Genomic DNA, 26,399 nt, shown 5'->3' with positions numbered 1-26,399 from the left:
TAAGGTTAAGGTAGATTTTATATAGGGTACAAAAATATTTTCAACTCAGGGTTTCGCCAACCTTCTTAGTGATTATGATCTTATCGCTATCCATCTTTATAATCACATTTTCAATTATTTTCTTAAACCTACACACATCACATATGTATGTGTACTTCATGGACACAATCTTTGGTTTGTTCTCTGATTCTATTACTAATCTTAAATTGTTTTTACACTTTGGACATACATTGACGACTCTTCTGTCTATATGCATCGCTATACACCACCACTGTTCTTGGCAACAGTTGCTGGACGCGCTTTGTTGCTTAACATACAGTTTTTTATTCAGCTACATAAACTTTTTGTTTCTAGAACAACTTTGTCACTGTCTGGGTGAGTATCATAGCGCTATTTAAGTTGAAATTGAATAGGCTGGTTAGATATTTAACAGATGCTTTGGAGTTTGATGTTGATTTCATTGTGTTGAAGAACACAAACTCTTTAAAATATGTGTTCTCTGAGATTTATTATCCTCCGCCAGAGGAGATTGCCGTACATAGGGTTTTGTTTGATGTACGTAGTAATTCTATCGATATATATGTTTCTCCTCTTGAGCACTATAGAATTCAAGAGATCTATGGAGATAGTGATGCAAATGTTTATTCAGTCTTATCATCATGTATAGATATACCCCAAGACATAAAATGTGTTGAGAAATCATCGCTCGATAGTATACTCATGGGCAAAGATTCTCGATATAAGCGTGTAGCTATCGATGATACATCAATATGTGAAGAGACGATATGTATAGATATAAGTAAAATAATTAGGAAGATACGACGGACTAAGATGGTAGAAGAACTCGAGATAATAAAGAAAGCGGTAGAGATAGCGGAAACTGCTCTACAAAATGTTGTACCGTGCATTATTCAAGGCATTAGTGAATTAATGTTAGCATCATTGATTGAAAATGAAGCTAGGAAGTTAGGGGCAGAAGGATTTGCTTTTAGTCCAATAATAGCTATTGGCGAGAATGCGGCTAAACCACACCACATACCGTCAAAGAGGTCTTTCACTGGAAGAGAACCTATATTGGTAGATTTTGGTGTAAGGATATCGGGATACGTATGCGATATTACTAGAGTAATAATGCCAAAGAATATCAATAGCGAGTATAGCAAGATCTTAGATATCATTGAAGATGCAGTAGAATACGCTATATCCTTAGCTAGAGAAGGTACTGAATGTAGCAAAATTGATGAAGAGGTGAGGAACATGTTCAAAAAACTGGATCTCCATAGGTATTTCCTACATGGTCTTGGTCACGGCATTGGTATTGATGTACATGAAGAACCCCGTATAACCAGAAGTTCTAAAGATATTCTCATAGAAGGAGATGTAATAACCATAGAACCAGGGATCTATGTCTACGGTAAATATGGATTTAGATTAGAAGATGACATCTTAGTTAGTAAGAATGGATGTGATGTTTTTTCGAAAACAAAAAGAGTGTTAGAGTTGTGGTAACTATGAAGCAGATAAAGATGTTTGAACCCATCATAGATAATGAAGAGATAGATGCTGTAGTAAATGTCCTGAAATCTAGATGGCTAGCTCATGGACCTGAGGTAGAGTCATTTGAAAAAGAATTTGCTGAATACATAGGTGTTAGATATGCGGCAGCTGTAAGCAATGGAACTGTAGCTTTGATGTTGGCTCTAAAAGCTCTTGGAGTAGGTAGCGGTGATGTCGTGTTGGTACCTGATTACACGTTTATAGCTACAGCAACCTCAGTCCTTATGGTAAATGCTATTCCTCGATTTGTAGACGTAGATATAGAAACATTCAATATCAATCCAGAAGACATTCTAAGTAATCTAGATGGAAATATACGTGCAATCATGGTAGTTCATCTCTTTGGCCATCCAGCTGACATGAAGATAATAAAGGATATAGCGGAAGATAAAAATATTGTATTAATAGAAGATGTAGCACAAGCGCATGGCGCTGAAGCTTATGGTAGAAAGGTGGGATCTTTTGGTGATGCAGCTATATTCAGTTTCTATGCTACTAAAAATATGACTACAGGTGAAGGAGGAATAGTGGTTTCAGATAATAAAGCTGTTATAGAGAAAGTAAAGCTCTTAAGAAACCACGGTCAGAGTGCAAGGTATATTCACATTGAGCTCGGTGGAAACTATAGATTAACATCAATACAAGCAGCGCTGGGGAAGGCGCAGCTTAGGAAACTGGATAGACTCAACGATATAAGGAGAGCTCATGCATATAGGTATAACACTCTTTTAGGGAATGTAAAAGCCGTGGATACACCTGTAGAAAAATCTTGGGCTAAACATGTATACCATGTTTATGCACTAAAGTTTAAAGATGGATTATGTAGAGATGCTGTATACAGCTGTATGTTGAATAAAGGAATTGAGGTAGCAATACACTATCCTCTACCTATACACAAGCAACCGTTGTTTAAAGCTATTGGCTACAAAGAATGTTGTATTAATTCATCGCATCTAGCATCCGTTGAGTTAAGCTTACCCATTCATCCCAAGCTAAACGAAGAAGATATAGAGCTTATTGTCAAAACTTTAAAAGAATGTATAGAAATTTACTGCAGTAACTCTATATAGCTCTATAGACATGATTATACTAGGGTCAAGATTGAGACCTTTTGTAATAATTACGCATAGAGATCTTGATGGGGTAGCTAGTGCATCGCTTTACATATACTGTAAAAATCTTTCTGAAGACATGTATAGAGTAATCTTTATAGAACCCAACAAGATCTTGGATGTATTCAGAAAATATTATAAAAAGAATAGAAATTATGTGATAATAGACATAGGCCTAAATAACAACATCTACCAAGAACTTAAGCACATAGATTTATCAGAAGTTCATATTGAGTGGTACGATCACCATGTATGGGAAGATGAATGGATTAAAACTCTAAAGGCTAAAAACGTAGAGATATATGTTGATAGATCAGTTTGTGCCACAGGCGTTGTAGCGAAGAATGTCTGCAGGAACTGTATGGATAGCAGCAGTATAAATGATTTTGTTGAAAGTGTTTGTGGAGCAGATTTATGGAAATTCAATAGATATGAATCAGCTTTTCTATTCAGATACGCCGATGCTAAAAATACTAATGAGTGGCGCTACAACGTACTTAAAACGTTTACTAATTATCTACGTAATAGGGATCATGACTTACTCAGTATCGTTAAAGAAGAAGTTGTTAGATATGTAGATGAAGAGCTACGAGTTCTATCGAATCTCGATAGAGAAATCGTTAAGTTCGTTATAGATGGCATTACATTATGTGTATATATGAAGAGAGAGCACATACCTAGTTCAAGCATTATTGGAAACACATTATTAAGCAGATGTGATATCGCGGCAATAATCAATGAATCGTTGAAGAGTATAAGCTTTAGATCCTCTAGATGTAATGTAAGAGAATTAGCTAAAATATTCAATGGTGGTGGTCATATCAAAGCTGCAGGAGCTCCTTTAGAGGTATCACCAGTATATAAAGTTCTTAAGAATATAGGTATAGGCAATAGTATAGTTAGGGGAAACATCGTTAATAATTTGCTTGATAAAATCGCTAAGAATATTGATTGGAGGAAACTATGTGTTTCTGATTGAGTTGTTTAAGTTGATAAGCATATATAAGTTCACAACTTCATGGCTTTATCCTTAAGATGTTTTACATTTATTATTAGATTAGATAAGGATAATAGTTTCGAAGAAATTAAATTAAAGGACATCGCTTTCATTTGGAACATACTTTATAGATATTCCTTGGAATTGTTCTCCAAACCACTTTAACTGATTCTGTATAGATTTCCTCATCTGTTCATTTATATTGAATCTTTGCCTAGCCCAGAGAATAGTTTCTTCTGTTATACGTCCCTCACCTTTACTAGCGGCTAACCTTATAAAAGCCTCTATTTCTGCATTACTAAACCACCTAGTTAAATTGGCTATAGTCTCTAGAAGTTCTGACTTAAGGTCTATTTTATATTTCTCGGCGCTCCTTAAAGCAATTCTTTTCCTAAACTCTCTATCAGGATAACCCATCACTATTACAGCATCTATTCTCCCAGGTCTAATTAGTGCTGGATCGAGAAGTTCTGGAACATTTGTTGTGAGTACCGTTAATGGTCTTGATGTTTCTTGTAGATACCTTAAGAGTATTGTTATCTCACTCACATGAGTCTCATGAAGAGAGACGTGTCTACCTACAAGAAAATCAGCATCATCTAGCAAAACAAGAGAGTTCTTTCGAGATTTTATGTTCTTCAGTATTCCCTCCAATATTTTCTCCGTCAAACCGTACCACATAGATCTATAAAGACTGGGTCTGAGTTCAATTATCTTTAGCTTGAGAGCAGATGCAATTATTTCAGCAGTCACACTTTTACCTACACCTGGAGGACCTGTTATCATTATTCCTCGTGGTGCATAGGGAGCATTACTGGCTATAGGCTTTATAACTATGGTTTCAACCTCTTCTCTAAGTCTGAAGGGAAGATCATCTAAGCACCATGTGGATGTCCTTATAGGTATTTTGACCCTTAGAGCTTCATGGAACTCGGGCACAGATATCTCTATATACTTGTCTTCTATCTTGCTTTCGAAAGTTACCAATATATTGCGAGTTCTCAGGGGAACTGTTGAAACATCTATACTCTTGTTCAGCTTTAATGGCTGTGATACATAAAGCCAAGCCATTTTGAATAAGGTGTTGAGCTGATGGATCTCTATGTGTTTTTCATCGCCTCTTGCTAGGGCTATGAATAGAGTATGTTTTTTACCGAGGTTCTTAGCATCTTTCTTTGTTACTAATGCAGCATTATGTATAACACCACTACCATCTTTCGATATATCTATGTATGCTATCAATGCTTGAGAGTGAGGCTCGTATTTGTTCAAGTATAACGGTAATATCGTTGCAGAAAGTAGGTGAACTAGATAAGATAGTTTTTCAGGTTCTAGATTCGATATCTGTGAACCCCTTATCCTAAGCTTGATGTTAGTCTCTAGAGGGAATCTGAAATACTTTGAAATCTTAGACAGTATTGAGATAACGCGTGTATTCGGTATGGCCGGAATTGTTTCAACAACATATACTTTGTGACTCGCTATCTTAATTGGTGTGAAACTGTAGGTTTTTGTACTTTCTATGTGATGACTCACTTGCTTTTACACCTAGCTAATTTCTTAGGAACACGGTTTTTAAGTTCGCCACATATATTCCGTACATAGCCTACTTCATTATTTGTATCTTCTAGGTCTATAAAGTATCGTAGTACTCTTTAAGCTTATCCAATACTGGTGCATAAGTCTTTCTGTATGGTTCTCCCTTAACCATCTTATCTATAATATCTTTGCTTCTTACATACTTATTTTCTGCTAATGATCTCTCTCCATATATTTTCAGATAATCTTGAATGAGTATTCCAAAACTTTTGTGAGGTGTATCTCTGTATATGTCGTTTAAGATATTGAATGCACAGAAAGGTACTATCCTCCCATCTGGAAGAGCATAGTGAACAGCACATCTATTGACTCGCGAGATATCGTAATTCCATTCATCCATGAAATGCATCATACCTACGAATAGAAACTTGTAGTGGAATCTACCAAGCGCATGGTAATTACGTTTAATGAATATGTCGAACAATATCGATCTAAGTTCATTTCTAATCTCTGTTGGAACCTCCTCCCATACCACGAATTTATTGAGTATATCGAATACTGATTTAAGTCCGTAGAGCTTTGCAAGATATTTCGGCTTATTTGACAGCAGCTCAACTCTGTTATTTAAGTAATCTAGCAGTCCATCAGCGTCAATAAATCTAGCTATAGGTATGAATCTGAAACCATTACCGCTCCTCTCGACATATACATACGTAGCTGCACCACAAGCTGGATGACATGTGAATTCCGCTCTCTTTGACGGACTTAAGAGTTCAAGGAATCTAGCTATAGGTACTGATGCACCTACAGGAAACCATGCATACCTATCTATTTCACCATTAGTTTGCTCTTCTATAGCTTTAATTAGATCTGGTATCGTTACTCTATATCGAGATCTTTCTTGTTTCCTCATCATGCCTACGAGACTAACCGGTTGGAAGTTCACAGCCCTAACTATATCCATGTTGTGGGCAGCAACATTTATTATATCGCCAAGTTCATGATCATTAACTCCCCTGATAACTGTAGGAACAAAAACTACGCTAGTCATGCCTCCCTCTCTGAAGGCCTCTAATGTGTAAGGCACCTCCCAATGATTTTTAGGATTAGTTTTTGGAGTAACTCCATCGAAACTTAGATAAACGGTGTTTACACCTGCTTCTCGTAAACTCTTAGTGTATGTCACGGCCTTATCTCTATTCTCTATATAGAGTTTGGCAAACTTTATTCCATGTGTATTGAGCTGTATGTGTTTAACACCTAGATTTCGTAACAGTCTAACTATATCAATAAGATCCTCTCGTAGAGTCGGCTCTCCTCCCGTAAGTTGTACAGACAGAACTATGTTTGTCTGCTTCTTTAAACCATCAATCATGTTCTTAATATCGTCAAGTGATGGTTCATAGACATAACCAGCTCTTTCAGCAAAATAGAAACAGTACCAACAGCTTAGATCACATCTATTTGTAACGTCAATGTTTAAGAGAGCTGTATGTGTTTTATGCATAGAACAAAGACCACAGTTCAAGGGACAGGGAGCCGAAGTGGCTGTGTATATATGTCCCGGTCCCTGTCCTTCAAAATAGTATTTCTCAAACCGCTTAAATATTTCAGAATTAGAGAAATATACTTCCTCTACCTCACCATGATTGGGACATATACGTTTAATGTAGAGAGAATCATTTCTTTCAATCACAGTTGCAGGAAGAATTCTAAAACAATATGGACATAGAGAAGAAGTATAACGTACAAGTTTCTCATTACTATCTAGTTGCGGTAAAGGTCCACCAACAACAATTTCTTTCCTACCTACATATACTACATTTCTCTCTCTATCATATTGTGCAACAATCTTTAATTCATCACTCAAATAGCGTACACCAAGATGCTATATAATATTATTGAGGTATATAACAGTAGCTGTAATAAAGATCTCCATATGCGCTACTACAAACGCGTGTTGCGTTATGTAATACTCGAGTATATTGTGAGGATCTCTATTAAATTCTTATATGTGGTTTATCTCTTATAGCATATCAAAACTATAACAAGTTTTATGTGTAGTTATAGTCTTTACTAGGTGTAATGATTGAAGCCCTGCATAGTTTTCGGTTTACCCGATACATTGATACGTATCTGGGAACTTATACCGAATATAGAGGTAATGATCAATAGCATTAGATGGAGATGGGGTAGGCCTAAGGTTCATAAAGTATGGGTTGATTCGGGAGGGTACCAGATTATGATTAAAGGAATTGATATGGATGTAAAGACTGTAGCTGAAAAATATAGGAATATTGAAGGAGACATATTCATATCTCTAGATAAACCACCACAAGATCTTTGCAGTAAGTCTAAAGATCTTGTTGAATACAACATCAAGAACTTTGAATATCTTTACGAGAGAATAGAAAATAAGAAAATTGTCCCCGTAATTCATTGCTATAAAAGTGATCTACTTCTTTATGCAATAGATGTATACAGTTCATACAATGTAGATTTCATAGCATATGGTGGCGCAGTTCCACCATCTATGGCTAAAGCCGGTAGAGGAAGTAGAACCATACCCTTACTCGCTCTAGCTATTGTTCGAAAGACGTTTAGCGGATGGATACATGCGCTAGGCATTGGTGGAACACCAGCTCTATATAAAGCTTTGTCTATACTTAGAGTAAATTCTATGGATTCATCTTCTTGGAGAACAAAAGCGGCATACGGCAAGGTCATGATCCCAGGATTAGGCGAAAGATATGTAGGTAACGGTAAAGCCGTCTTTGGAAGAAAAGATTTATCTAAAGAAGATCTCGATGCTCTTGAAAATGCACTTGAAAAATCAGGTTTTCCGTATCTTGATAGACTAGAGGATTTGTTAAAGACTTTCCGAGGGAGATGTTTAATTAATGCATGGATCATGAAACATTTTATCGATATTATATACAATGATAATGGCTTTATGTGGATGATAAAATACGCTAATATGTATGAGTCATATAGTGTAGAAGAGCTTGTGACTTTACTAGATAAAAAGCTGAAAAGTAGATCAATGAACTGATATGCGGATTATTTTCTATCGCCTTAAGTTATTGTTGCTAAAAACTTAATACTTAGGTCATAACTATACATTCTTAGCGAGTAATATGTATAGATACATACCTATTCCCATTAGACAGATAAGCTATATCAGTACAAACGCCTCCAACCGTCATCCTATTAATGCCTCCACGTATTTACTACCATCAGAAGCAAACTACAATGTATCTGTATACCAGAAACCGCTTGAAAACACAATAGGGTATGTCGTCCTATATGCGCTGCTAATAATTATAGTCGGAAGTCTGATTTATATACTGTTTATTTATTCACGACATAGGTATACAGGATATATACCGGTTATATCAATGTACAGACGTGCAGAAGAACAAGATTTACTGTCAATTGCATATAGCTACAAGGGTATAGCAAAGATATTACGTGAGCTATTCATAAAGGTAAGGAACAAGATAGGCTGTAAATACTGTACACCTAGAGAAACAGCATTAAAAAGGTTCTCAGAACCATTGCTACAACTATTTGCTCAATTGTATGAAGATGTTGTTTACGGCTCAAAACATCGGGAAGATACACCTACGGTTATCAATGAAGTGAAGAACATTGTTGAGAAAGAATAGACTAATTTTAATATTACTTGGATCTGTATGCTTACTGCTACTCATATCATCTCCAGTTACTTTACTTATGTCGCTCGAAATGGATCCTCCATCCATATATAATAGCGGTTTTGGAGGACTAGAGAGATATGTTGTAGATATTATGTTTAGTAAAAATGTGGAAATAATATTCAGATTTAGTGAGCTTCATAGATTCAAACCAGAGGAGTTTTCGCTTCTTGTAGTGGGACCTGATGAAGAGATTCATGATGTCGAGAAAATTATTGATTGGGTAAGCAAAGGTGGTATAGCTATAGTGTTAGATGAACTCAACTACACCAAACCGTTGATGACCCGATTGGGGCTTTCTCGAGGAAATATGTTTAATGTAATTGATGTAGCTGACTGTCATTTTGATGGTATGCAGACAAAGATTCTAGTAAATGTTTTTACCGAGGTCGTATCGGATAACGTTGATAATTTACAACAGATATGTAGGTACAATGATATACCTATAGCCGTACGAATTAGATATGGTAGAGGCATGATTGTGGTTGTTGGAGATTCAAGTTTAGTAATAAACGATGTTTACCTAAAGTCTCCACAATGGTACAGAATTAACTCTGGGTTTATCCGTTTGCTATCTATGGACAGAGACATAATAATATATGAAGGTTCTAGAAGGTACAGCAGAATTACGTCTGCAATTATAGCGCTAGTTATATCGAACATAAACAATGGAATACCAGATATAATTAATATTGTTATTGGTGATTCGTTAATGAATAGATTAATAAGCGTAATTATCTTAATGTTCGTATCTGTTTTATATACCGTATATAGGTTTGGAATACCTAAGTACAGAATAGATGAGAGCATCACATTTAAATATGTAGAGCGTATAGACCACCAAGAGTTTAGAGAGAAAGTAAGAAAAGGTATGTTATCATGGATAAAGAGTATAGAGAAGTAATAGAAATCGATGTGAAGAAGTGCGGAGAACTTGTTGCTAAAGCTTTAGATCAAGCACAGAAGAAGGTTGTTGGAAAAAGGAAAGAGCTAGAATTAATATTAGCAACTCTTTTGGCTGAAGGACATGTGCTTTTGGAGGGTGTTCCAGGGGTAGCTAAAACACTTATGGCCAAAACTGTAGCTTTGGTTTTTGGCCTAGATTTTAAGCGAGTTCAAGCTACACCAGATCTCCTGCCTTCAGATATCTTGGGAACTCAGATATATGATGTTAAAACAGGTCAATTTGTGTTTAGAAAGGGTCCCATTTTCACGAATATACTCTTTGTTGACGAAATAAATAGAGCTCCTCCAAAAACACAGAGCGCCCTACTTGAAGCTATGCAGGAAAAACAAGTAACAATTGAAGGTATTACCTATAAACTCCCACAACCATTTCTGGTTATAGCAACCATGAATCCTATTGAGATTGAAGGTACATTCCCATTATCGGAAGCGCAAGTAGATAGATTTTTATCTAAAATTGAAATAGGGTATCCAACAGCTGAAGAAACTGTTGAAATACTTAACAGATACTATGAGGTAGTCGACGTAAGCGATATCATACCGTCTCTAGGATTGAAGGACGTTCTCATGCTAATTAATACCGTTAAAAAGATTTATGTTGATATAAACATTAAGAAGTATACAGCATCTATAATTGAGATGACCAGACGTCACCCAATGGTAAAACTAGGGGCATCACCAAGAGGTGCTATAGCGTTATACACACTATCTAAATCGATAGCGTTAATCAGAATGAGAGACTATGTGATTCCCGACGACGTAAAATACGTAGCTTATGCAGCTCTCTCACATAGATTGATTCTTCGTGGCGAAGCGAGGATTTCGGGGATAACAGCTAAGGATGTTATCGATGATGTTCTATCTAAGGTCGAGCCTCCTTGAAGATAACGCTTCTCGGCATTATTCACATCATGTTATCACTACTCCTTATCTTCTATGCTTACATTAATCGAGATCCAATGATACTCGCCATCTCCTTATCATTTGTACTGATAATATACTATGAATATAGATCATTTACTGAGGCTGTAAGAGCTATAGATAAAGTACGCATAAAGAGAGAATTAGAGAAAAAGGTATCGAATGAATTAGAAGAAGTAGTTATGAAGATTATCATAGAGAATGGAAGTGATGTTGTCTTTCCACGTGTAATCTTGAAGGACATCATTCCTCAGCTAGTTTCTTCAGATCCAGCTAAACTCGTATTCAATATTGTTATACCGTCTAAAAGTTCTTTAGTGATAGAATATAAGGTAAAACCCCTGGCGCCAGGAGTACATGATTTTCAGGTATTTGATGTAATTATTTCAGACGCTCTTGGATATTTTTATGAAAACGTCTCTATTGAGAGTAAAGATTCTCTTGTGGTACTACCTCTCTATAGCCCTACATCGATAGATGTAAAGAGCCTACAGAGAGTTATGGGGATAACGCTAAAAGGAAAAGCAATAGGTGGAGCATTCGAGTTAGCTAATATTAGAGACTATGTAGTTGGAGATGATACTAGAAAGATTCTATGGAAAATATATGCTAAAACTGGTAAGCTTATGGTTAGAGAAGATTTTGGAGAGACTAGAGCTAGGGTTCTAGTTCTAATAGATATGAAGAAGAATCTATGGAGCATCGGTGAGCCACCCAATACATTAGCTCAGATACAGCTTAGGTATGCTAGATCACTTATAGACTACCTCGTTAGAAATAGATGTACAATTGATGTAGCTTTATGTAGTGGTCTAGTTCCGAAAGTTGTAAGAAATTTTGAAGAAAGAACTATAGAGTCTCTATACAACATAATATCGGTCCTACCTGTAGGTGGAGGTTGTGAATCTCCCCTATCTGTCTTCATAGATAGTGTACATCATCTAGGGAGAGTACCTGAGTTCTACGATATTGTAATCCTCGTTACAAATCCTCTATCACTGGTTATGGAATCTATAGATAGTCTCAATAGTCTGATGGAGGCATTTCCGGGTAGATTAGTTGTGACTATACCTAGATACAGGTATGATGAAATAGTTGAAGAAGAGTTGCTGAAGAATTTCTTGAAAAGCATAGCAACCATTGTAGAAAGAGGTGGGATAGGGTTAGAGATTTCTGAAGAAGAAATGAACGTAACTTACAGGGGATAAGTTATGTACATAATTTTATTATTGTTGTTGCTAATTACAGTATTGATCATAATTGATGTGGTTAAGAATTCTGAATATACAAACATAGCAATCTTCATAACAGTCTTATTAGCATTTACATTTAACTATAGATACTTGGTATTTCTTTCGTTAATGATACCCGTAAAATCGATACTTCAGGTATTTAGGTTCTATAAGATAGCTAAGATGCTGGGTTTATACCAAGTGGTTAAACCATTCATACCTATAGCAATCTACACTATATCAAGTCTATCTATAGGGTACATAAGTCGGAAAGCAATAATACCGCTACTAGATGTATGGACATCAAGCACTCTATTCATAATGATAATGTTCTTATCCCTAGCTCTAACGGTACAACCATCGCTAGATGCTTTATCTTCAATGGGGGCGATCTTAGGTAGAAGTCTCCATAGGTTAACCAGGCTGCTTCATACGTTGTCTATGGCACTAGGTGTCTTAGCAACATTATACTCTATAATTGTATTAAGGATATACATTGTTATACCTGCTATACTTATTGGAATAATGATTATGGCTAGAAGAAGGGTTAAGATGTTAAAAAGATTAGACAATTATTTGATAATATTACTATTTTTCATTTCTATACTACTTCTATCCACAATTATTGATTAGATTAACGATTCTCGTAGATCATGATAGTATATATTTGGATATAATCATGAACACATATTGTGAGTATTATGTCATTAAGACAAGATCTACACACATTGGTGCTAATGATATCATCAATAGCGTTTATGGGTATATCAGTAACGTTTGTATATATTGAAAAATATCTTCAAGCTCTTTTAGCATTTGTTATAGGTATAATATTATTGAGTAGTTCTCTCGCCATATTAAGAGAAAAGATGAGGTACCAGGATGGAAATAAGTAGCAGTTATGCTTATGTACATCTATCACATAGTGCAGTGGTTGAGTGATAAGGCTTTAAATCCTAGACATCACCAATTTTGCTGTGGTACATAGGTGTATATCGAAATGAAATTGGTATCATCATGTATGCCGTTGTTGGAAAGAATGTCTAGATCTGTTGAAGTTAGGATAGAGAAGGCTGCATCAGAAGAAAGAGATAAAAGGTATATAAATACGTTATCGGAGATACAATCATTCATAAAGCAAGTTAGAGAATTTATGAATGCATTAAGGAATTTAGAAACCATGTATACAGATTTAACTCATGGTAGAATATGTTTTAGATGGATATACACCGAATATGGATCGAACATATCTCTGGTAAAGCTTGAGCCAAGGCTCACAATTCTATACACACACGATAAGCTTCAAACTCTCTACATTTCTTTTGATGACAGGTCTGTAATATTGTACGAAGGTCTAAAGATTGGATTTACTGTTAACACTTACAGTGAAGTTGTGGATCTTAATGATGAAGAGAACGTCATAAGCAAGAGGAGCTTGATTTTAGATGCTGTATCGCGAGTAGGTGAAAATCTCACAAGATCTATTGCCAACATCAATCTCTGCATTAAGTATGCGAGATACAAATAGGTTGGGTATCTCATCTATAACTCAGGCGGGGATTCTAACATCATCTTTTCAGTTGAGGCTAGACATCATCATAATGTTGTTATAGCAGTAGATTCCAGTTTCTTGAAGTACCATCATAAACTATTAGTGCAGATTCTTTAAGTTTTTGTAAAAGCTTTAACTCTATAGGGTCGAATATCTTCTTTAACTCGTCATCATTATTAGTTCTGGTAAGCTTTAGTTTGTTTACAAAACTATTCCAAAATGATGGTTCAACAGCTATTCTCTCATCCTTAGCCTCAATAACTATGGCTCCTTCTTGTTCAAGTCTCACAAAAAAGCTATCTCTATTTCTGATTTTGTTTGCCACATCTTTTTCAAATATAATTTTTTGTTCTTTTAGGATTTCAATGGCAGACTTTTTAGATTTTTCTTGAACTTTAACCTCTTCACGTTTAGTTTCTACTGTCTTAATTATTTTCTCTAATTTGGATAATCTTTCTTCTACTACCTCTAGTCTCTCGAGTAATGTTGCAACTTTTCTTCCGAGATCATCGACTTTTTGTGTAAAGGGATTTACGCTATCCTGAACCTTACGCTCAATTAAGGTCATAATTTTGTCTATTACTGTGCTCTTTTTTGTTGCTTCTTCGTAGCTCTCTTTATGTTCTATTCTATCAATATATTTTGAGATAATGAAGCCTATATAGTCAGATACTGTTGCAAATCCCTCATCTCTAGCTCTTCTAGCTAGCTCTTCGTAAACTCTATCATCAAGTTTTAGAGTAACTAACTTCATGCTTTCTCCGTAGTACTGTATACTGCTTCAAAGTCTAAAAATATACAACAAACTATGTTATAGTTCTGCGAATACTAATTGCTCTAACACATACTCCCTTATCTCTTTAGCTGACTGAAGTTCTTTTACGATTCTCCCATGATCAATATACTTCTCTAACATGGGTCTTGCCTCTACACCATTACCACATACAACTATTTTATTTGGCACATCTACATAATCTTCAATAAGAGGTCTACATCTGTATAGCTGTTTAGCTCCTGGAAGTTTACCTCGCTTCGTTATAGGGATCCATCTACCTTCTTTTTCATCATATATCTCGACAATATCCATACTTATATCTACTGAAGGTGGAAACGCTATAGATGTTCCTACACCGAAAACATCGACAATATCCTTTAACCTTGCTATATGATTCTCATCTATACCTCCACTTACAACTATCTTGATATTCTCGTAGCCATGGAGCTTAAGAGTCCACTTAATCTCCTCTATAATCATTCTGATATCTCCTCTACGGCTTCTAGGTGTATCTAGTCTTATTCCCCATAATTTGTTTCCTAAAGCTTGGATAGCCATAAGGCTTTCAACTCTCTCATCATAGAATGTATCCACGAGGGCTATGCGAGGTACGTCTGGAGGCATAACTTCGTCGAATGCTTTCCATGCCTTTACTGGATCCCTAAACACTATTATTAATGCATGAGGCATAGTGCCTCTAGGACTTGTACCAGTAATTGTTGCACTAAATGCACCGGAAACAGCATCACAACCACCTATATATGCTGCTCTATCAAGAGCTGGTGCGAGTGCAGGATGATGAGCACGCAAACCGAAGAAAATAACCTGTCTATCCCCAGATATCTTCTTTATTCTTGCAGCTTTAGTTGAGACACTAGTATAAAATCTTAGTATGCCAAGTAAAGCGGTTTCGATATCTATAATTTCACAGATTTTTCCTTCAACAATTGCAAGTGGATATAGATCCCTGAATAGAGTTCCTTCAGGAAGCGTATAAAATGTTATATCTCTACCTCTCAGTAATGCTAAAGACTCTTCAACACCTGCGTATACAGCCCATTTATAATCTCTTGGAAGACCATAACAATGCAGCTCATATCTAACTAACGTATCACACAAATTGTTTTTCTCAAGTATCTCCCGACTCCTGATGAAGTATATATCTGTAGCAGTACCTTTCTTAAGTTCATCAACACTCAAAATATATATCCTGGGCTCCATAATTTACACACCCATTCCTAATAATAATAGTAAATAATGATGTACTTAAAATAAAAATTTCTTTAGGTTGAAAATCAGAAAATTCTCTTGCGCTACCCTACCTTAACTCCTTGTGCTTCTGCTACCTTACGTGGCATCACAGATATTACGTTCTTTTCCTCATCTTTTATTACAACAAATTCATTACCATACTTTTCTACAACATCCTTTGGTATATAGAGATTCAAAGAGAGGGTATAGTATTCGTACGTATATAGCTTGTTCTTTATGTTCTTTCTACCCATTATTTTTCTAACGTTTACTATTCGTATTTTTTGTTTTTCTTGCTGCATGTTTAACGCCTACCGCCTCTCTTTAACGAGAATAGAAAAAATAAGCGTTTCTATCTTTAAGCTTATAAACTTACTCTATGTATATTCCTGGTCTCAGCGGTAATACTGACTTCTTTTTACCACCTTTATCAGGTGCAGAGAGATCTTCTGCACTATATATCTCGATTCTGCTTTTCATAACTTTAGAAAGATAGTCTAGAGACATTTTTAATAACTCAAGCTCATCTACATCACTTAACCTTAGATATAGGTACTCTATCTCGTCTGCAGTATTCATGGCCACATCGTACATAGATCTAACTAGTTGCGAAGCTTCTCTCTTATTGAGTCCCAGTTCTTCAGACAGTCTATTGATAATCTCATTAAGTCTTAGACCCTGTTTATGTAGCTCTATAACTTTTCGCATAATCTTTTGATGAGCTTTAGAAGAAATGTAAATCACTATATTGTTTATCGAGGACTTCTTTGTAGCTCTAATTATGTTCTGTACGGAGCTCACTATGGCTTCAGCGTATCGTAGAGCTAGAAGTGCTTTTTCATCTATTTCACTAGGTATATTAATGGTGTATGTAGATGCGAAACCTTCCTTAAATGTTTTACTCCAAATCTCTTCAGCTATAAATGGTGTATAGATACTAATTAAGGGTATCCATATTCTTAACATATCTAGTATCATTCTATGGGGAATATCGGCAAGTTTTAGATACATGTCGATAAGGTTTTTTATATCGTAGAATACAATTATACCTGCCTCTCTTATCTTAATATCATCGATCAGTTTAACAATTTTATTAACTTTGTATACGAATTCGTTCCAGAAGAGTCTATCTATATCGTTCATTTCATTCCTAAATTTCTCACTGCTCCGGAATATATCTAGAACAGTATCGTGTATAGATTTTAGTAGTTGTGGATATTCTTTCTTACCAAGTGTTTCAAGCATTTCAGGATCTATATTTTCATCTTGATATACTTCAGCACCTAGAGCGAGAAACAGTCTAACTATGTCTGTACCATATTCATTGAGGATTCTCTTCAAAGGTATTATGTTTCGTAACGATTTACTCATCTTCATTTGCTTAACCAGAACCCATCCATTAGCTATTATTCCTCTGGGTTGAAGTTCTTCTGGAAATATTGCAATATGATTGAATATAAAGAATGTTAGATGATTGGGTATTAGATCCTTTCCACTAATTCTCATATCTAGTGGATACCAGTATCGAAATTCGTTACGTATATCTTCGATAACCTCGATCGGTATGGATAGTTTTCTAGATAGACTTTCTACATCGTTTAATCCAAGCATAACGTAATCCCAGAACTCTATTGTTAGCTTTTCGACAGGGATACCGTAGTATCTTATCTTGTTCACTACAGTATAGAAAGCCATATATATTGTAGAATCGCTTAAGCTCTCTATAATCCACCTTCTATCCCATGGAAAAGGTACACCTAAACCACGTGTTCGAGCACACGCTCTCTTCTTGAGCCACTCTATAGTTGCCTCAAACTGGGGCACAGATTCTTCAGGAACAATCTTCATCTTAGCTAAAGTTGCTCTCGCTTTTTTCTTCCATTCGCTATCACCGTAGTTTATAAACCATTGATCTTTAAGAAGCTTAACTACAACTTCTGTTCCACATCTACAATAAACAGGTTTGTTTAGAAGTTCGTAAATTGTTACACCAGCTTCTCTATCTATAATGAATTTTCTAACTACTTCACGAACTTCCAAAACACTTTTACCGGTAACGTTCTTCTCAATAAACTGTTTTGTTGTATTATCTATTGCTGGCACAAATGTGTGGAGATGTGTAGCCATGCATCCATTTCGAAGCTCAAGCGAATAAACATATCTGGTTGCATCGTCCAGTTTATCTCTTTCAGATTGGCTCTCTATACCCATATTCTTTAGAGCTTCATATGCGTTAGCAATAAGTCTTCCATCTGTTTCAATTATTATACGAGGAACTATAGATGCAACTATATCTCTGTATATGGGATTCATCTTCAGATCTTCTAGAGCTACAGCATCATACGGGGCATGTGCAGGAACACTCATAACTATACCAGTGGCAAACGAATCATCTACAAAACTGGCTGGAAGAATCAACACTTGTTCACCTGTTATGGGGTTTACAACTCTTTTACCGATCAATTCCTTTCCTTCTATATATCCCAATACCTCAAACTCGAGCTGATGGAGTAGTCTTTCTGCGGCCCTAATGCCTACAATCCATATAGATCCATTACCTGTCTTTATCTTCATGTATTTAGCCGAAGGATTGATCCAGATATTTGTAACTCCAAAAATTGTTTCAGGTCTAAGTGTAGCCGTAGGGTAAACTACTCCGTCTAAATCTTTAAAGAATATAGCGACAAACTCCCCTATTTCTGGCTCTACATCACCTTTGGTATCATGCATACCCACAGGCATACCATGTTTAGGACACCATCCAACGGGATGAGAACCCTTCTCGATATAGTTCTTATCATAGAGTTTTACGAACTGCCAGTGAATGAACGATACGAATTCCGGATCTATTGTCGTGAACTCTCTTCTCCAATCAATTGAAAGTCCGTAGAGATTCATAACCTCTTTAGAAATGTTATGGAAATATCTAGCCATATAGAGTGGATCAAGCATTCTCTCAATATCTTCTTCAGAAACATCGTAGTCATGTTTGAACAACTCTATAAGCTCTCTATCTTTTGCAGCTATAGCCTCGGCCATGGTAATAATTGGTGTGCCTGTATAATGGAACCCCATAGGGAAGAGAACGTTATATCCCATAACTCTCTTAAATCTTGTTAAAATATCTGCCACTAAGTATGTACGCCCATGACCTATATGTATAGGTCCGTTAGGGTACATGAATGCAGCAGTTACATAAAACTTAGGTCTAGAGCTATCTCTGTTAGCTTCATATACATGGTTTTCACGAAGTATCTTGCTCCATTTCTCAGCTAGCTTTACAAAATATTCATTCAAATTACTGCTCATATGAATCTCCTTAACTACTCTGAACTAGGTAATGTAGCTAATTAAGAAACAAAGTAAGGAGCAAATAAATATTTAACATATTAACAGTTAATGGGGCCTGATCTAGAGCTAATATATGAAGTACTATTTTGTGTAGAGTTTTCCTATAACTACAATGGTTGCTTTATACCATAAGTAGAGGATAGCTATAATCAGTATACCTAATAGTGCCATTCTAGGGAATTCATGTTTCAAAGGGAAAATGCTTACGATATACACAGCTCCAACTAGCGATAACATGATTAAAGTAATGTATAGCATCATCTTAATGAATGCCGATACGGTGGCTCTATTTGATGAACATCGACTCAATACTCTCACCAATAGATGTACCTTTAATGTAGTTTGCAGAAAAATATTAAAAGATATTAATTTGTTGTTACAGATAGCTAGTAGATGATGTACTTGGCCGTTACAGATATGGTGAAGATAGTGGTAGCCACTGATGGGATGAGGAGACTTGCCCCCTACAGATATGGTGAAGAGATTATCGCGAACCGACCATAGATTAGAGAACTTCACAAAATTTCTCAGTATTCAAGGAGTTTTAACTGAAGGTTTGGAAAATCTTTATGCTAATCCGTTACCTTTTTCATCCACTATTCCTATGATTGATAAAAATATCGTTAAATTCTGTAGATGTCTGGCCATGAGTCTGTGTCTAGAGAAGGATGTGGGAAGAGCTTTTGTAGGAAATACTATAGATTTGGGTTCCGCCAAATTGATGAGTATGGACAACTTTAGGTACACTGCAAGGGACGAAAAGCTATACATATATGATTTAAGTGGCAAGTACATAGACTTGATTATTAAAAGAGAGGTAGAGGAGATAGTATTAATAGATCTAGATATGAGAGAGAAAAGAATAGATGTAGCTAAAGGTACTAGACTCAGATATGCAGGTGTTTACGCACTATCTGTCAAGATGAGCAACAGGGATACACTATCGTTAGCTTCTTCTGAACCCATGGTTATCGAGGATATAGGAAGATTAATGTATAATCTCTACGTACCTGTGGCAAGAGTTATGGTGGTATCTAGAAACAGAACACATGTTCAAATGTTTAGAGAAGCGCTGATGTATTCAAATATAGTAATGGTTACAGGTAAACAAAAGAATGTGCAGCCACTTATCGAGATACTAGATCCTATAGCTTTATCGAAACCTATAGATTTCATTGAAGGATGCGTAGATCTAGAGATAGTTAATCCGACAAATATTTTGTACAATACCATAATCAAGGTCTACGGATATATAGATGAGATAGTGATAGATGAACTAGTTAGATTCAAACCTAAGTATAATGTGATCAGGATGTCAATGCCCATGAACTCTAAAGCAAAAATAAGGTTATGTATCTCTTCATCTATTCCTAAGAGAGCAGACCTTGTTTCAGCATTTAAAGAGATTTCGCAAGTTTTTTGATTGCTCTTAGTAGCTGTACCTCATATGGAAGACCAACGAATACAACTCTACCATTTACGGCTATTGTTGGTACAGTTGTAACAGCATATCTATCAGCTATATCAGGATTCTCGTATGCTTCAATAATATGAGACTCCACATTTCCATTACCATAGATTTTGCTAACATATGCAAACATGTTTGTTAGTAATGCAGCATAAGGGCAATAAGGGCATGGAGGAGTCACAACAGTTTCTATAACTGCTTTACCTTCTAATGAAGATATTTCTCTTACAGTTTCACTAGATAGTCCATGATCGTTTGTGCTGATTCTGATTAAGGTCTCTATAAATCCTTTAATTTCTTCACCTGCGGGCATGCCTATATACCTTATAGATCCATCAGCTAACAGTATTGTTGGTACTCTATTAACTCCATACTTCCTAGCTATATCAAGTGACTCAGAGATACTGAGAATATCTACATCTATTGCATGTCTATCTCCTACCATTGGGCTGTTTTCGCTAAGCACCTTAACTAGGTTCACAGTATCTTCACATGAAAAACACTCGTACCTGCTTCTGGAAATAAATAATGCTACATGCACTTTGCTAACCATGTCTTTCAATGCATCTCTTATAGCCTCTATATCAGCTTGTGTAAAGTTGAATCTAAACATCTCAGCTATATATGGTGGTAGTGTGTATTCATCCATGTAGTGCTACACCTTACCACCACTTTAAAGCTAAGCAATACTTATAAGAATTACTAGTTTAACTAAGTCAAAGATGTATCATATATGGAGTCATAAAGAGTTTTTCATAAACAAATATACTAGTTTCTGTGTTTATTATCTTGTGAGATGCCCATGGAGAGGGTATTGGTTGTAGGTTTAGGTGAAGTTGGTTCAGCTATATACCATGTTATTAAAGGAGTCAGCAAGTTTAAGGTATATGGATATGATGTAGATCCCTCTAAATCAACTGATTCTTTCGAATCTATAGAGAAACCTGTAGATTATCTACATATAGCAATACCCTATACATCTAGTTTTATTGATATAGTTAAAGATTATGTAGAGATCTTCAAACCGAAAATAGTGTTCATACATTCAACTGTAGCTATTGGAACAACTAGAGCGCTACATGCTTCAGCAAAAACTATTGTAGCTTATACACCTATCAGAGGTAAACACCCAAATCTCGTTAAACACATTCTGTTCTGGAGTAAATGGATTGCCTCAATACCTATAGAGGAAATCGAGAAATGTGCTAAGCATTTACTTGAGGCAGGATTTAAGGTGAGGATGTATAGAGGATTTCCAGAATCTCTAGAACTTGCGAAACTTTGGGAAACAGTCTATAGAGCTATAATGATTGCTTCATGGCAGGAGTTGCATAGAGTGGCAAAGAGGTTTGGTGTTGATATAGAGGTTGTAGCAGAATTTATTGGAGAGGTACATGAGGTTCTTAAGGATAGACCTATATACTATCCTAGCTATATAGGTGGTCACTGTCTTATACCAAATACGAAGATGCTAATGTCTCACTATAAATCAAAGCTCTTTGAATTTGTTTTAGAGTCTAATGATAAGAGATTAAAGGAATTAAATGATATTGATGTGTTAAATGATATCGAGAAGATAAAGACTGTGGCTAAAAAATACATGAACCTAGATTACTATGGAGGAAAAATAGAGTAGCTACTCTTCTCTAGATCTACCCACAATCTTTGTTAATGTTGTCAGGAGTTCTAGAGGAATAACTATCTTTGTTGATGGGCTTTCTGCTATAGATCTTAAGGCCTCTAGATACTGAAGCAGGATAGCATTACTTCCAAGCTTCATAGCAGTCTCATTTATAAGCTCTAGAGATTTGGCTTTACCTTCGGCGACAAGTATATTGTATTGTCTTTCACCTTCACCTTTCCTAATCAATGCTTCTCTCTGTCCATCAGCTTCAAGTATAGCTGCAGTTCTTTTGCCTTCTGCTTCTGCAACCATAGCTCTTCTATTCCTTTCAGCTGCCATCTGCTTAATCATTGCTTCTTGCACATCTTTTGGAGGCTTTATCTCCTTTATCTCTACTGAGGTAACCTTTATGCCCCATCTATCTGTAACATCATCTAGTCTAGCTCTAAGAGTTGAATTTATGTATTCTCTTTTAGCTAAAACATCATCGAGAACCATATCACCTATAACAGCTCTAAGAGTTGTTATAGCTATACCTGTAGCTGCAGATACATAGTTCTGTACTGCTGTAACAGCTTTAACAGGATCGAATATCTTCATATATACCAGGAGATCTATATCTACTGGAGCATTATCTTTAGTGATACATGTCTGTGGAGGTATATCTATAACGAATTCCCTTAAATCAACATCAATACCTCTATCTATTAGAGGTAACAGAAATACTAGGCCAGGTCCTCTTACAGACTCAAGTTTACCTAATCTAAACACTACAAGCCTCTTGTATTCAGACACAACCTTGATCCTTGGCAACACTATAGCAGCAACAATAAGTATGAATAGTAATGCTATAGCTATAGTAATAGGATCCAAGGTCTACACCTCCAGCATAGTAATATAGTTCAGATATTTATGTTTTAATCGATTTTTTCTACATAGAGCTTTAAACCATCTATACGAACAATCTTTACTCTAGATCCTGCCGGAATTACTCCCTTAACCGAATATGCGGTCCATTCCTCATTTAATACATATACTACACCAGGATTTTCCTCACGTATATCAGTTTTAGCTATACCTATTGACGATAGGAGTTGTTGTTCTAAAGAGATTCTCTTCTTTCTAACAGTCTGTACAGCTTTATACGCTATATATCCCATGATCGATGTAATCGCTAAGATACCTCCGATAACGACGTAGACTGGTTGAGTTAGTAGCTCTGGTGGAGTTAGATACAGCTGGTACACAATACCTATAGGCAGAAGCACGAGACCTGTTAATCCAAAAAGACCGAAACCTGGTGTATACATCTCTATAGCTAATAGTATCGTTCCAATCAACATAACAAGAAGCGCAAATAGGTCAGGTGAAACAACATTCATAGAGTATAGAGCCAGAAGAATCAGAAGAACACCAGCAATAGCATAACCCTGAAAACCTGTTGTAAATATCTCGGCCAAGATCAGGAATAAACCGGCAACTAGAAGGATATTCGATACTATTGGTAGTGATAAAATTGATAAAAGTCTATCCCATTGAGATGGAGATACCGCATATGCTACTCTAATACCTATAGAATCCTCAATCTCTTTAACAGATTCAGCTCTTTTCGCAAAACCTATAGATACAGCTTCTTCAGCTGTTAGAGCTCTTCCTTCTCTAACCATAGCTTCTGCAATATCTACAAGCTCCTCTCTATCAAATATTCTTTCAGCAAGAGATCTAAATCTAGCGGCAACATATTCTACAACCTTAGGTTCAGAAGGGCTAGGAGTAGCAGCACCAATAACAGAACCAGAACCCATATATATACCTCTACACCCTAGTGCAATCATGGATGCAGCTGAAACAGCATAACCACCTGGAGGTATCCATGTATAACACTCTACATTCTTCTCTAGAATACTGTTCACAATTCTATCAGCAACAGATAGATACCCACCATAACTATTAATCTTTAGCACAAGAACATTACCTCTATAGCTATTCAAAATTCTTTCCCAAAAAACAAGAGCACCACCATCAACATTTATATCAAAGTCCACTATAACAGCGTTAAGGTTACTAGATCCATAGATAGTGTGTATGGAGAGTAGAGGTATGTAAATGGCTAGAATAATATGGAGAATTATCAAGAGAGAGCTATTTTGTGTGATTCTCATGAATAGTGTACCTCGATCAATCCATGTACTGTGTATACAGTATATAAGCTATCAAAATCATGGTAAAACCACTAACGACACACAATTCAATTCTATAGATATAGAGAAACCTTCGACTACTAGTCGCATCCTCTAGTCAAACTAGTTTAGCATCAAACCCCAATACCTTCACGAAATGGGTGAACCTCTATGAAGAAACCCTTAAACAGAAAAGGTATCGTAGGTATAGAAGCAGCTATAGTAATGATAGCATTCGTTATTGTAGCAGCAGCATTAGCATTCGTAGTACTAAACATGGGATTCTTCACAACTCAGCAAACTAGGCAAGTAATTCAGAGAGGTTTAGGTCAATCAGCATCAGCACTAGAAGTAGATGGAACACTTGTAGCTAATGTAGATGTATCTCAATCCAGGATACAGTTCGTCTATGTACCTATAAAACTATCTACAGGTCAATATGTAGTAGATCTAACACCAGGTAAATCTATAGTTGCGTACTGGAGTCCACAAAGAGGAATATCAATAGCAAACACCTATCTAGCAGCAATACTAACACCAATAGATACACCACAAAAACTAGCAAATATAACAAAAGCATTAATAAATGAGAGCGTTATCATGATTAGTGGTAAGAAGGGAGAAGTAAAGACATACTACGCAACTTGTAATGAACAAGGATGCACAATAGGCGATACGGCTGGAGATTATAAGATATTGATAGCTCTTCCAGATGATGTTGACACTAATGGCATTATGTTGAAGGAGTTCTTTGGAAGGTTTACTGGTGGTGAGGTTGTTACTGTTATAGCTTGGCTCACCAAGATAAATGAGGATATAGTGCTTGATCCTGGTGAAAAAGTACTTATGCTAACATACTATAATTCAAGTAACTCTATGCCTCAGAGTTACGATATTGTTAAGTTTGAGGTTAGGGTACCTATAGGAGCTCCTTTAACGATAGAGAGAAGTGTGCCACCAAGCTTAACACAAGGTGTTGTAGATCTAGGTTAGAGAGTTAGAGATAGTGTAGATAAAGATCTTTTTATTTAATATAATATTTATTTTTATTATTTGTATTGTGTATGTTCTTGGTTTCAGTAGTTTTGGATCTATTTATCTAGCTTAATAGGTTTAGTGTCTTTGAGATAGCTCCTTAGTGTTTATCTATGTAGGTGTTATTGTTGTAGAGGTGTTTTTTAGTTGTGGTCATTGTTTGGTTTTAGTGTTCTGTTTGTGTATAGTATCTATTATGTATTTTGTTATGTTTGGATAGTCTTTATCTCCATAGTTGTGTAGTGTTGCTTCTAGATATCTATGCATTGCGGCTGCTGTTATTGGGGTATTCAGTTTCTTTATTCTTGCAGATTCTATAAAGCTTTGTAGATCTTTTGCCGCTAATTCTATTCTGAATCTTGGTGGATGTTCTTCTAGAGCTCTTTTCATGAATCTATCTAGTATAGGTTCCATCCATGTTCCTCTAACAAGTTCTTCAAGTAGCGAGTAGTCTATTTCATTGATCTTCAAAAACGAGAGAGTTTCTGCTAGCGTAGCCACTATAACCATATTTAGCTGGTTTAGAGCTAGTTTAAGTGCCATTGCTCTAGGTATGTTTCCTACATACATGATTTTTTTGGATATAGATGATAAGAACTGTTTAACATTTTCATTAATATTCTTATTGCTTGCAACTATAGCCACTAGTCTTCCTTCTAGAACTTCTGATACACTTCCATACACAGGGCTCTCTACATAGTTTCCTCCACTAGCCTCAATAAATCTATGTATTCTTTCTGATACTGCTGTTGATACTGTCGACATATTAACTATATCCTTGTCTCTACTTGAATCAGCAAAACCATTTGGTGGAAACACTACATCTATTAACGCATTATCATCTGCAACAAATATAGCAGTAATATCTGACGAGTTACAGCATTCTCTAGGGCTTTCAGCAACTTTTGCATTTATCTCATCTGCAAGTCTATACGCTTTATCAATAGTTCTATTGTATAGTATAACATTGTATCCACTATTCCTAAGCCTTTTAGCGAGAGCAGAACCCATCAAACCTAAACCAATAACACACACATCCATATATCATTACCCACTTCTTAGTTTGCAAAGAAGAAATATATAGTTCTTGTATCTTCAGCGTTTGCACCGTTCATCATTTTTC

General features: G+C 36.0%; 26 protein-coding genes. 14 read left to right on the top strand and 12 right to left on the bottom strand.

Translation table 11 applies throughout. The annotated features are described in order from the left end of the window. Nucleotides 1-40: 40 nt before the first annotated feature. On the bottom strand, nucleotides 41-256 hold the full coding sequence (locus QXK50_03770) for a hypothetical protein (protein ID MEM2008284.1): 216 nt from the start codon (nucleotides 254-256) through the stop codon (nucleotides 41-43). A gap of 119 nt (nucleotides 257-375) precedes the next feature. Here QXK50_03770 and QXK50_03765 point away from each other — a divergent pair, with 119 nt between their 5' ends. Genes QXK50_03765 through QXK50_03755 form a run of 3 tightly spaced genes read left to right on the top strand, consistent with a single transcriptional unit; the run spans nucleotide 376 to nucleotide 3,648 of the window. Continuing rightward, nucleotides 376-1,509: a M24 family metallopeptidase gene (locus QXK50_03765; GenBank protein ID MEM2008283.1), complete on the top strand. Its 1,134-nt coding sequence runs from the start codon at nucleotides 376-378 to the stop codon at nucleotides 1,507-1,509. 2 nt (nucleotides 1,510-1,511) lie between these two features. Further along, the gene (locus QXK50_03760) at nucleotides 1,512-2,627 is read left to right on the top strand and encodes a DegT/DnrJ/EryC1/StrS family aminotransferase (GenBank protein MEM2008282.1); all 1,116 of its coding nucleotides are present in this window, start codon (nucleotides 1,512-1,514) and stop codon (nucleotides 2,625-2,627) included. A 10-nt stretch (nucleotides 2,628-2,637) separates the two neighbouring features. Further along, a complete protein-coding gene (locus QXK50_03755; GenBank protein MEM2008281.1) occupies nucleotides 2,638-3,648 on the top strand; it encodes a hypothetical protein in 1,011 nt (336 codons plus the stop codon). Between the two features lie 111 nt (nucleotides 3,649-3,759). Here the strand turns inward: QXK50_03755 and QXK50_03750 are convergent, their stop codons facing one another. Next, entirely contained in the window at nucleotides 3,760-5,202 is a 1,443-nt protein-coding gene (locus QXK50_03750; protein ID MEM2008280.1) for an ATP-binding protein, read from the bottom strand. A 97-nt stretch (nucleotides 5,203-5,299) separates the two neighbouring features. After that, nucleotides 5,300-7,075, bottom strand: a complete 1,776-nt coding sequence (locus QXK50_03745; GenBank protein MEM2008279.1) for a radical SAM protein — start codon at nucleotides 7,073-7,075, stop codon at nucleotides 5,300-5,302. A gap of 219 nt (nucleotides 7,076-7,294) precedes the next feature. Here QXK50_03745 and QXK50_03740 point away from each other — a divergent pair, with 219 nt between their 5' ends. The 8 genes from QXK50_03740 to QXK50_03705 all read left to right on the top strand — a co-directional run bounded on the left by QXK50_03740 (nucleotide 7,295) and on the right by QXK50_03705 (nucleotide 13,568). Continuing rightward, nucleotides 7,295-8,257: a hypothetical protein gene (locus QXK50_03740; protein MEM2008278.1), complete on the top strand. Its 963-nt coding sequence runs from the start codon at nucleotides 7,295-7,297 to the stop codon at nucleotides 8,255-8,257. A gap of 85 nt (nucleotides 8,258-8,342) precedes the next feature. Beyond that, nucleotides 8,343-8,873, top strand: a complete 531-nt coding sequence (locus tag QXK50_03735; protein MEM2008277.1) for a hypothetical protein — start codon at nucleotides 8,343-8,345, stop codon at nucleotides 8,871-8,873. Between the two features lie 67 nt (nucleotides 8,874-8,940). Further along, nucleotides 8,941-9,825 carry a hypothetical protein gene (locus QXK50_03730; GenBank protein MEM2008276.1) on the top strand — a complete coding sequence of 295 codons (885 nt, stop codon included), beginning with the start codon at nucleotides 8,941-8,943 and terminating at the stop codon, nucleotides 9,823-9,825. After that, complete coding sequence (locus QXK50_03725; protein MEM2008275.1) at nucleotides 9,801-10,769, top strand: MoxR family ATPase; 969 nt, start codon at nucleotides 9,801-9,803, stop codon at nucleotides 10,767-10,769. Before QXK50_03730 ends, QXK50_03725 begins: the two co-directional genes overlap by 25 nt. Further along, nucleotides 10,766-12,016, top strand: a complete 1,251-nt coding sequence (locus tag QXK50_03720; GenBank protein MEM2008274.1) for a DUF58 domain-containing protein — start codon at nucleotides 10,766-10,768, stop codon at nucleotides 12,014-12,016. Before QXK50_03725 ends, QXK50_03720 begins: the two co-directional genes overlap by 4 nt. Nucleotides 12,017-12,019: 3 nt before the next feature. Continuing rightward, the gene (locus QXK50_03715) at nucleotides 12,020-12,673 is read left to right on the top strand and encodes a hypothetical protein (GenBank protein ID MEM2008273.1); all 654 of its coding nucleotides are present in this window, start codon (nucleotides 12,020-12,022) and stop codon (nucleotides 12,671-12,673) included. A 68-nt stretch (nucleotides 12,674-12,741) separates the two neighbouring features. Beyond that, nucleotides 12,742-12,936 carry a hypothetical protein gene (locus QXK50_03710; GenBank protein ID MEM2008272.1) on the top strand — a complete coding sequence of 65 codons (195 nt, stop codon included), beginning with the start codon at nucleotides 12,742-12,744 and terminating at the stop codon, nucleotides 12,934-12,936. A gap of 125 nt (nucleotides 12,937-13,061) precedes the next feature. Then, nucleotides 13,062-13,568: a hypothetical protein gene (locus QXK50_03705; GenBank protein MEM2008271.1), complete on the top strand. Its 507-nt coding sequence runs from the start codon at nucleotides 13,062-13,064 to the stop codon at nucleotides 13,566-13,568. A gap of 79 nt (nucleotides 13,569-13,647) precedes the next feature. On the opposite strand, the gene QXK50_03700 is transcribed toward QXK50_03705, so the two are convergent. From QXK50_03700 to QXK50_03680, 5 genes are all read right to left on the bottom strand, one after another. Then, nucleotides 13,648-14,346, bottom strand: coding sequence for a hypothetical protein (locus QXK50_03700; protein ID MEM2008270.1), 699 nt, complete (start codon nucleotides 14,344-14,346; stop codon nucleotides 13,648-13,650). Between the two features lie 57 nt (nucleotides 14,347-14,403). Beyond that, nucleotides 14,404-15,588, bottom strand: coding sequence for a nicotinate phosphoribosyltransferase (locus QXK50_03695; protein ID MEM2008269.1), 1,185 nt, complete (start codon nucleotides 15,586-15,588; stop codon nucleotides 14,404-14,406). Between the two features lie 92 nt (nucleotides 15,589-15,680). Further along, nucleotides 15,681-15,920 carry a hypothetical protein gene (locus QXK50_03690; GenBank protein ID MEM2008268.1) on the bottom strand — a complete coding sequence of 80 codons (240 nt, stop codon included), beginning with the start codon at nucleotides 15,918-15,920 and terminating at the stop codon, nucleotides 15,681-15,683. A gap of 70 nt (nucleotides 15,921-15,990) precedes the next feature. Continuing rightward, nucleotides 15,991-18,927 carry a leucine--tRNA ligase gene (gene leuS / locus QXK50_03685; protein ID MEM2008267.1) on the bottom strand — a complete coding sequence of 979 codons (2,937 nt, stop codon included), beginning with the start codon at nucleotides 18,925-18,927 and terminating at the stop codon, nucleotides 15,991-15,993. A gap of 123 nt (nucleotides 18,928-19,050) precedes the next feature. Next, on the bottom strand, nucleotides 19,051-19,278 hold the full coding sequence (locus QXK50_03680; GenBank protein ID MEM2008266.1) for a hypothetical protein: 228 nt from the start codon (nucleotides 19,276-19,278) through the stop codon (nucleotides 19,051-19,053). 148 nt (nucleotides 19,279-19,426) lie between these two features. Between QXK50_03680 and QXK50_03675 the strand changes: the two genes are divergently transcribed. Then, complete coding sequence (locus QXK50_03675) at nucleotides 19,427-20,392, top strand: hypothetical protein (GenBank protein ID MEM2008265.1); 966 nt, start codon at nucleotides 19,427-19,429, stop codon at nucleotides 20,390-20,392. Here QXK50_03675 and QXK50_03670 read toward each other — a convergent pair. Continuing rightward, nucleotides 20,367-21,086, bottom strand: coding sequence for a thioredoxin family protein (locus QXK50_03670; GenBank protein ID MEM2008264.1), 720 nt, complete (start codon nucleotides 21,084-21,086; stop codon nucleotides 20,367-20,369). The two genes, QXK50_03675 and QXK50_03670, sit on opposite strands and share 26 nt — an antisense overlap. Nucleotides 21,087-21,239: 153 nt before the next feature. Between QXK50_03670 and QXK50_03665 the strand changes: the two genes are divergently transcribed. Then, the gene (locus QXK50_03665) at nucleotides 21,240-22,073 is read left to right on the top strand and encodes a GDP-mannose dehydrogenase (protein ID MEM2008263.1); all 834 of its coding nucleotides are present in this window, start codon (nucleotides 21,240-21,242) and stop codon (nucleotides 22,071-22,073) included. Here the strand turns inward: QXK50_03665 and QXK50_03660 are convergent, their stop codons facing one another. Next, nucleotides 22,074-22,934, bottom strand: a complete 861-nt coding sequence (locus tag QXK50_03660) for an SPFH domain-containing protein (protein MEM2008262.1) — start codon at nucleotides 22,932-22,934, stop codon at nucleotides 22,074-22,076. It abuts the gene before it with no gap. A gap of 44 nt (nucleotides 22,935-22,978) precedes the next feature. Continuing rightward, on the bottom strand, nucleotides 22,979-24,223 hold the full coding sequence (locus QXK50_03655) for an NfeD family protein (GenBank protein MEM2008261.1): 1,245 nt from the start codon (nucleotides 24,221-24,223) through the stop codon (nucleotides 22,979-22,981). Between the two features lie 189 nt (nucleotides 24,224-24,412). Here QXK50_03655 and QXK50_03650 point away from each other — a divergent pair, with 189 nt between their 5' ends. Beyond that, complete coding sequence (locus tag QXK50_03650; protein ID MEM2008260.1) at nucleotides 24,413-25,234, top strand: archaellin/type IV pilin N-terminal domain-containing protein; 822 nt, start codon at nucleotides 24,413-24,415, stop codon at nucleotides 25,232-25,234. A gap of 195 nt (nucleotides 25,235-25,429) precedes the next feature. On the opposite strand, the gene QXK50_03645 is transcribed toward QXK50_03650, so the two are convergent. Then, on the bottom strand, nucleotides 25,430-26,317 hold the full coding sequence (locus QXK50_03645; protein MEM2008259.1) for an NAD(P)-dependent oxidoreductase: 888 nt from the start codon (nucleotides 26,315-26,317) through the stop codon (nucleotides 25,430-25,432). Nucleotides 26,318-26,399: the final 82 nt, after the last annotated feature.

Origin of the sequence: Ignisphaera sp., from assembly GCA_038831005.1 — an archaeon.
Taxonomy (GTDB): domain Archaea; phylum Thermoproteota; class Thermoprotei_A; order Sulfolobales; family Ignisphaeraceae; genus Ignisphaera.
This window is presented reverse-complemented; position numbering and strand designations above follow the sequence as displayed.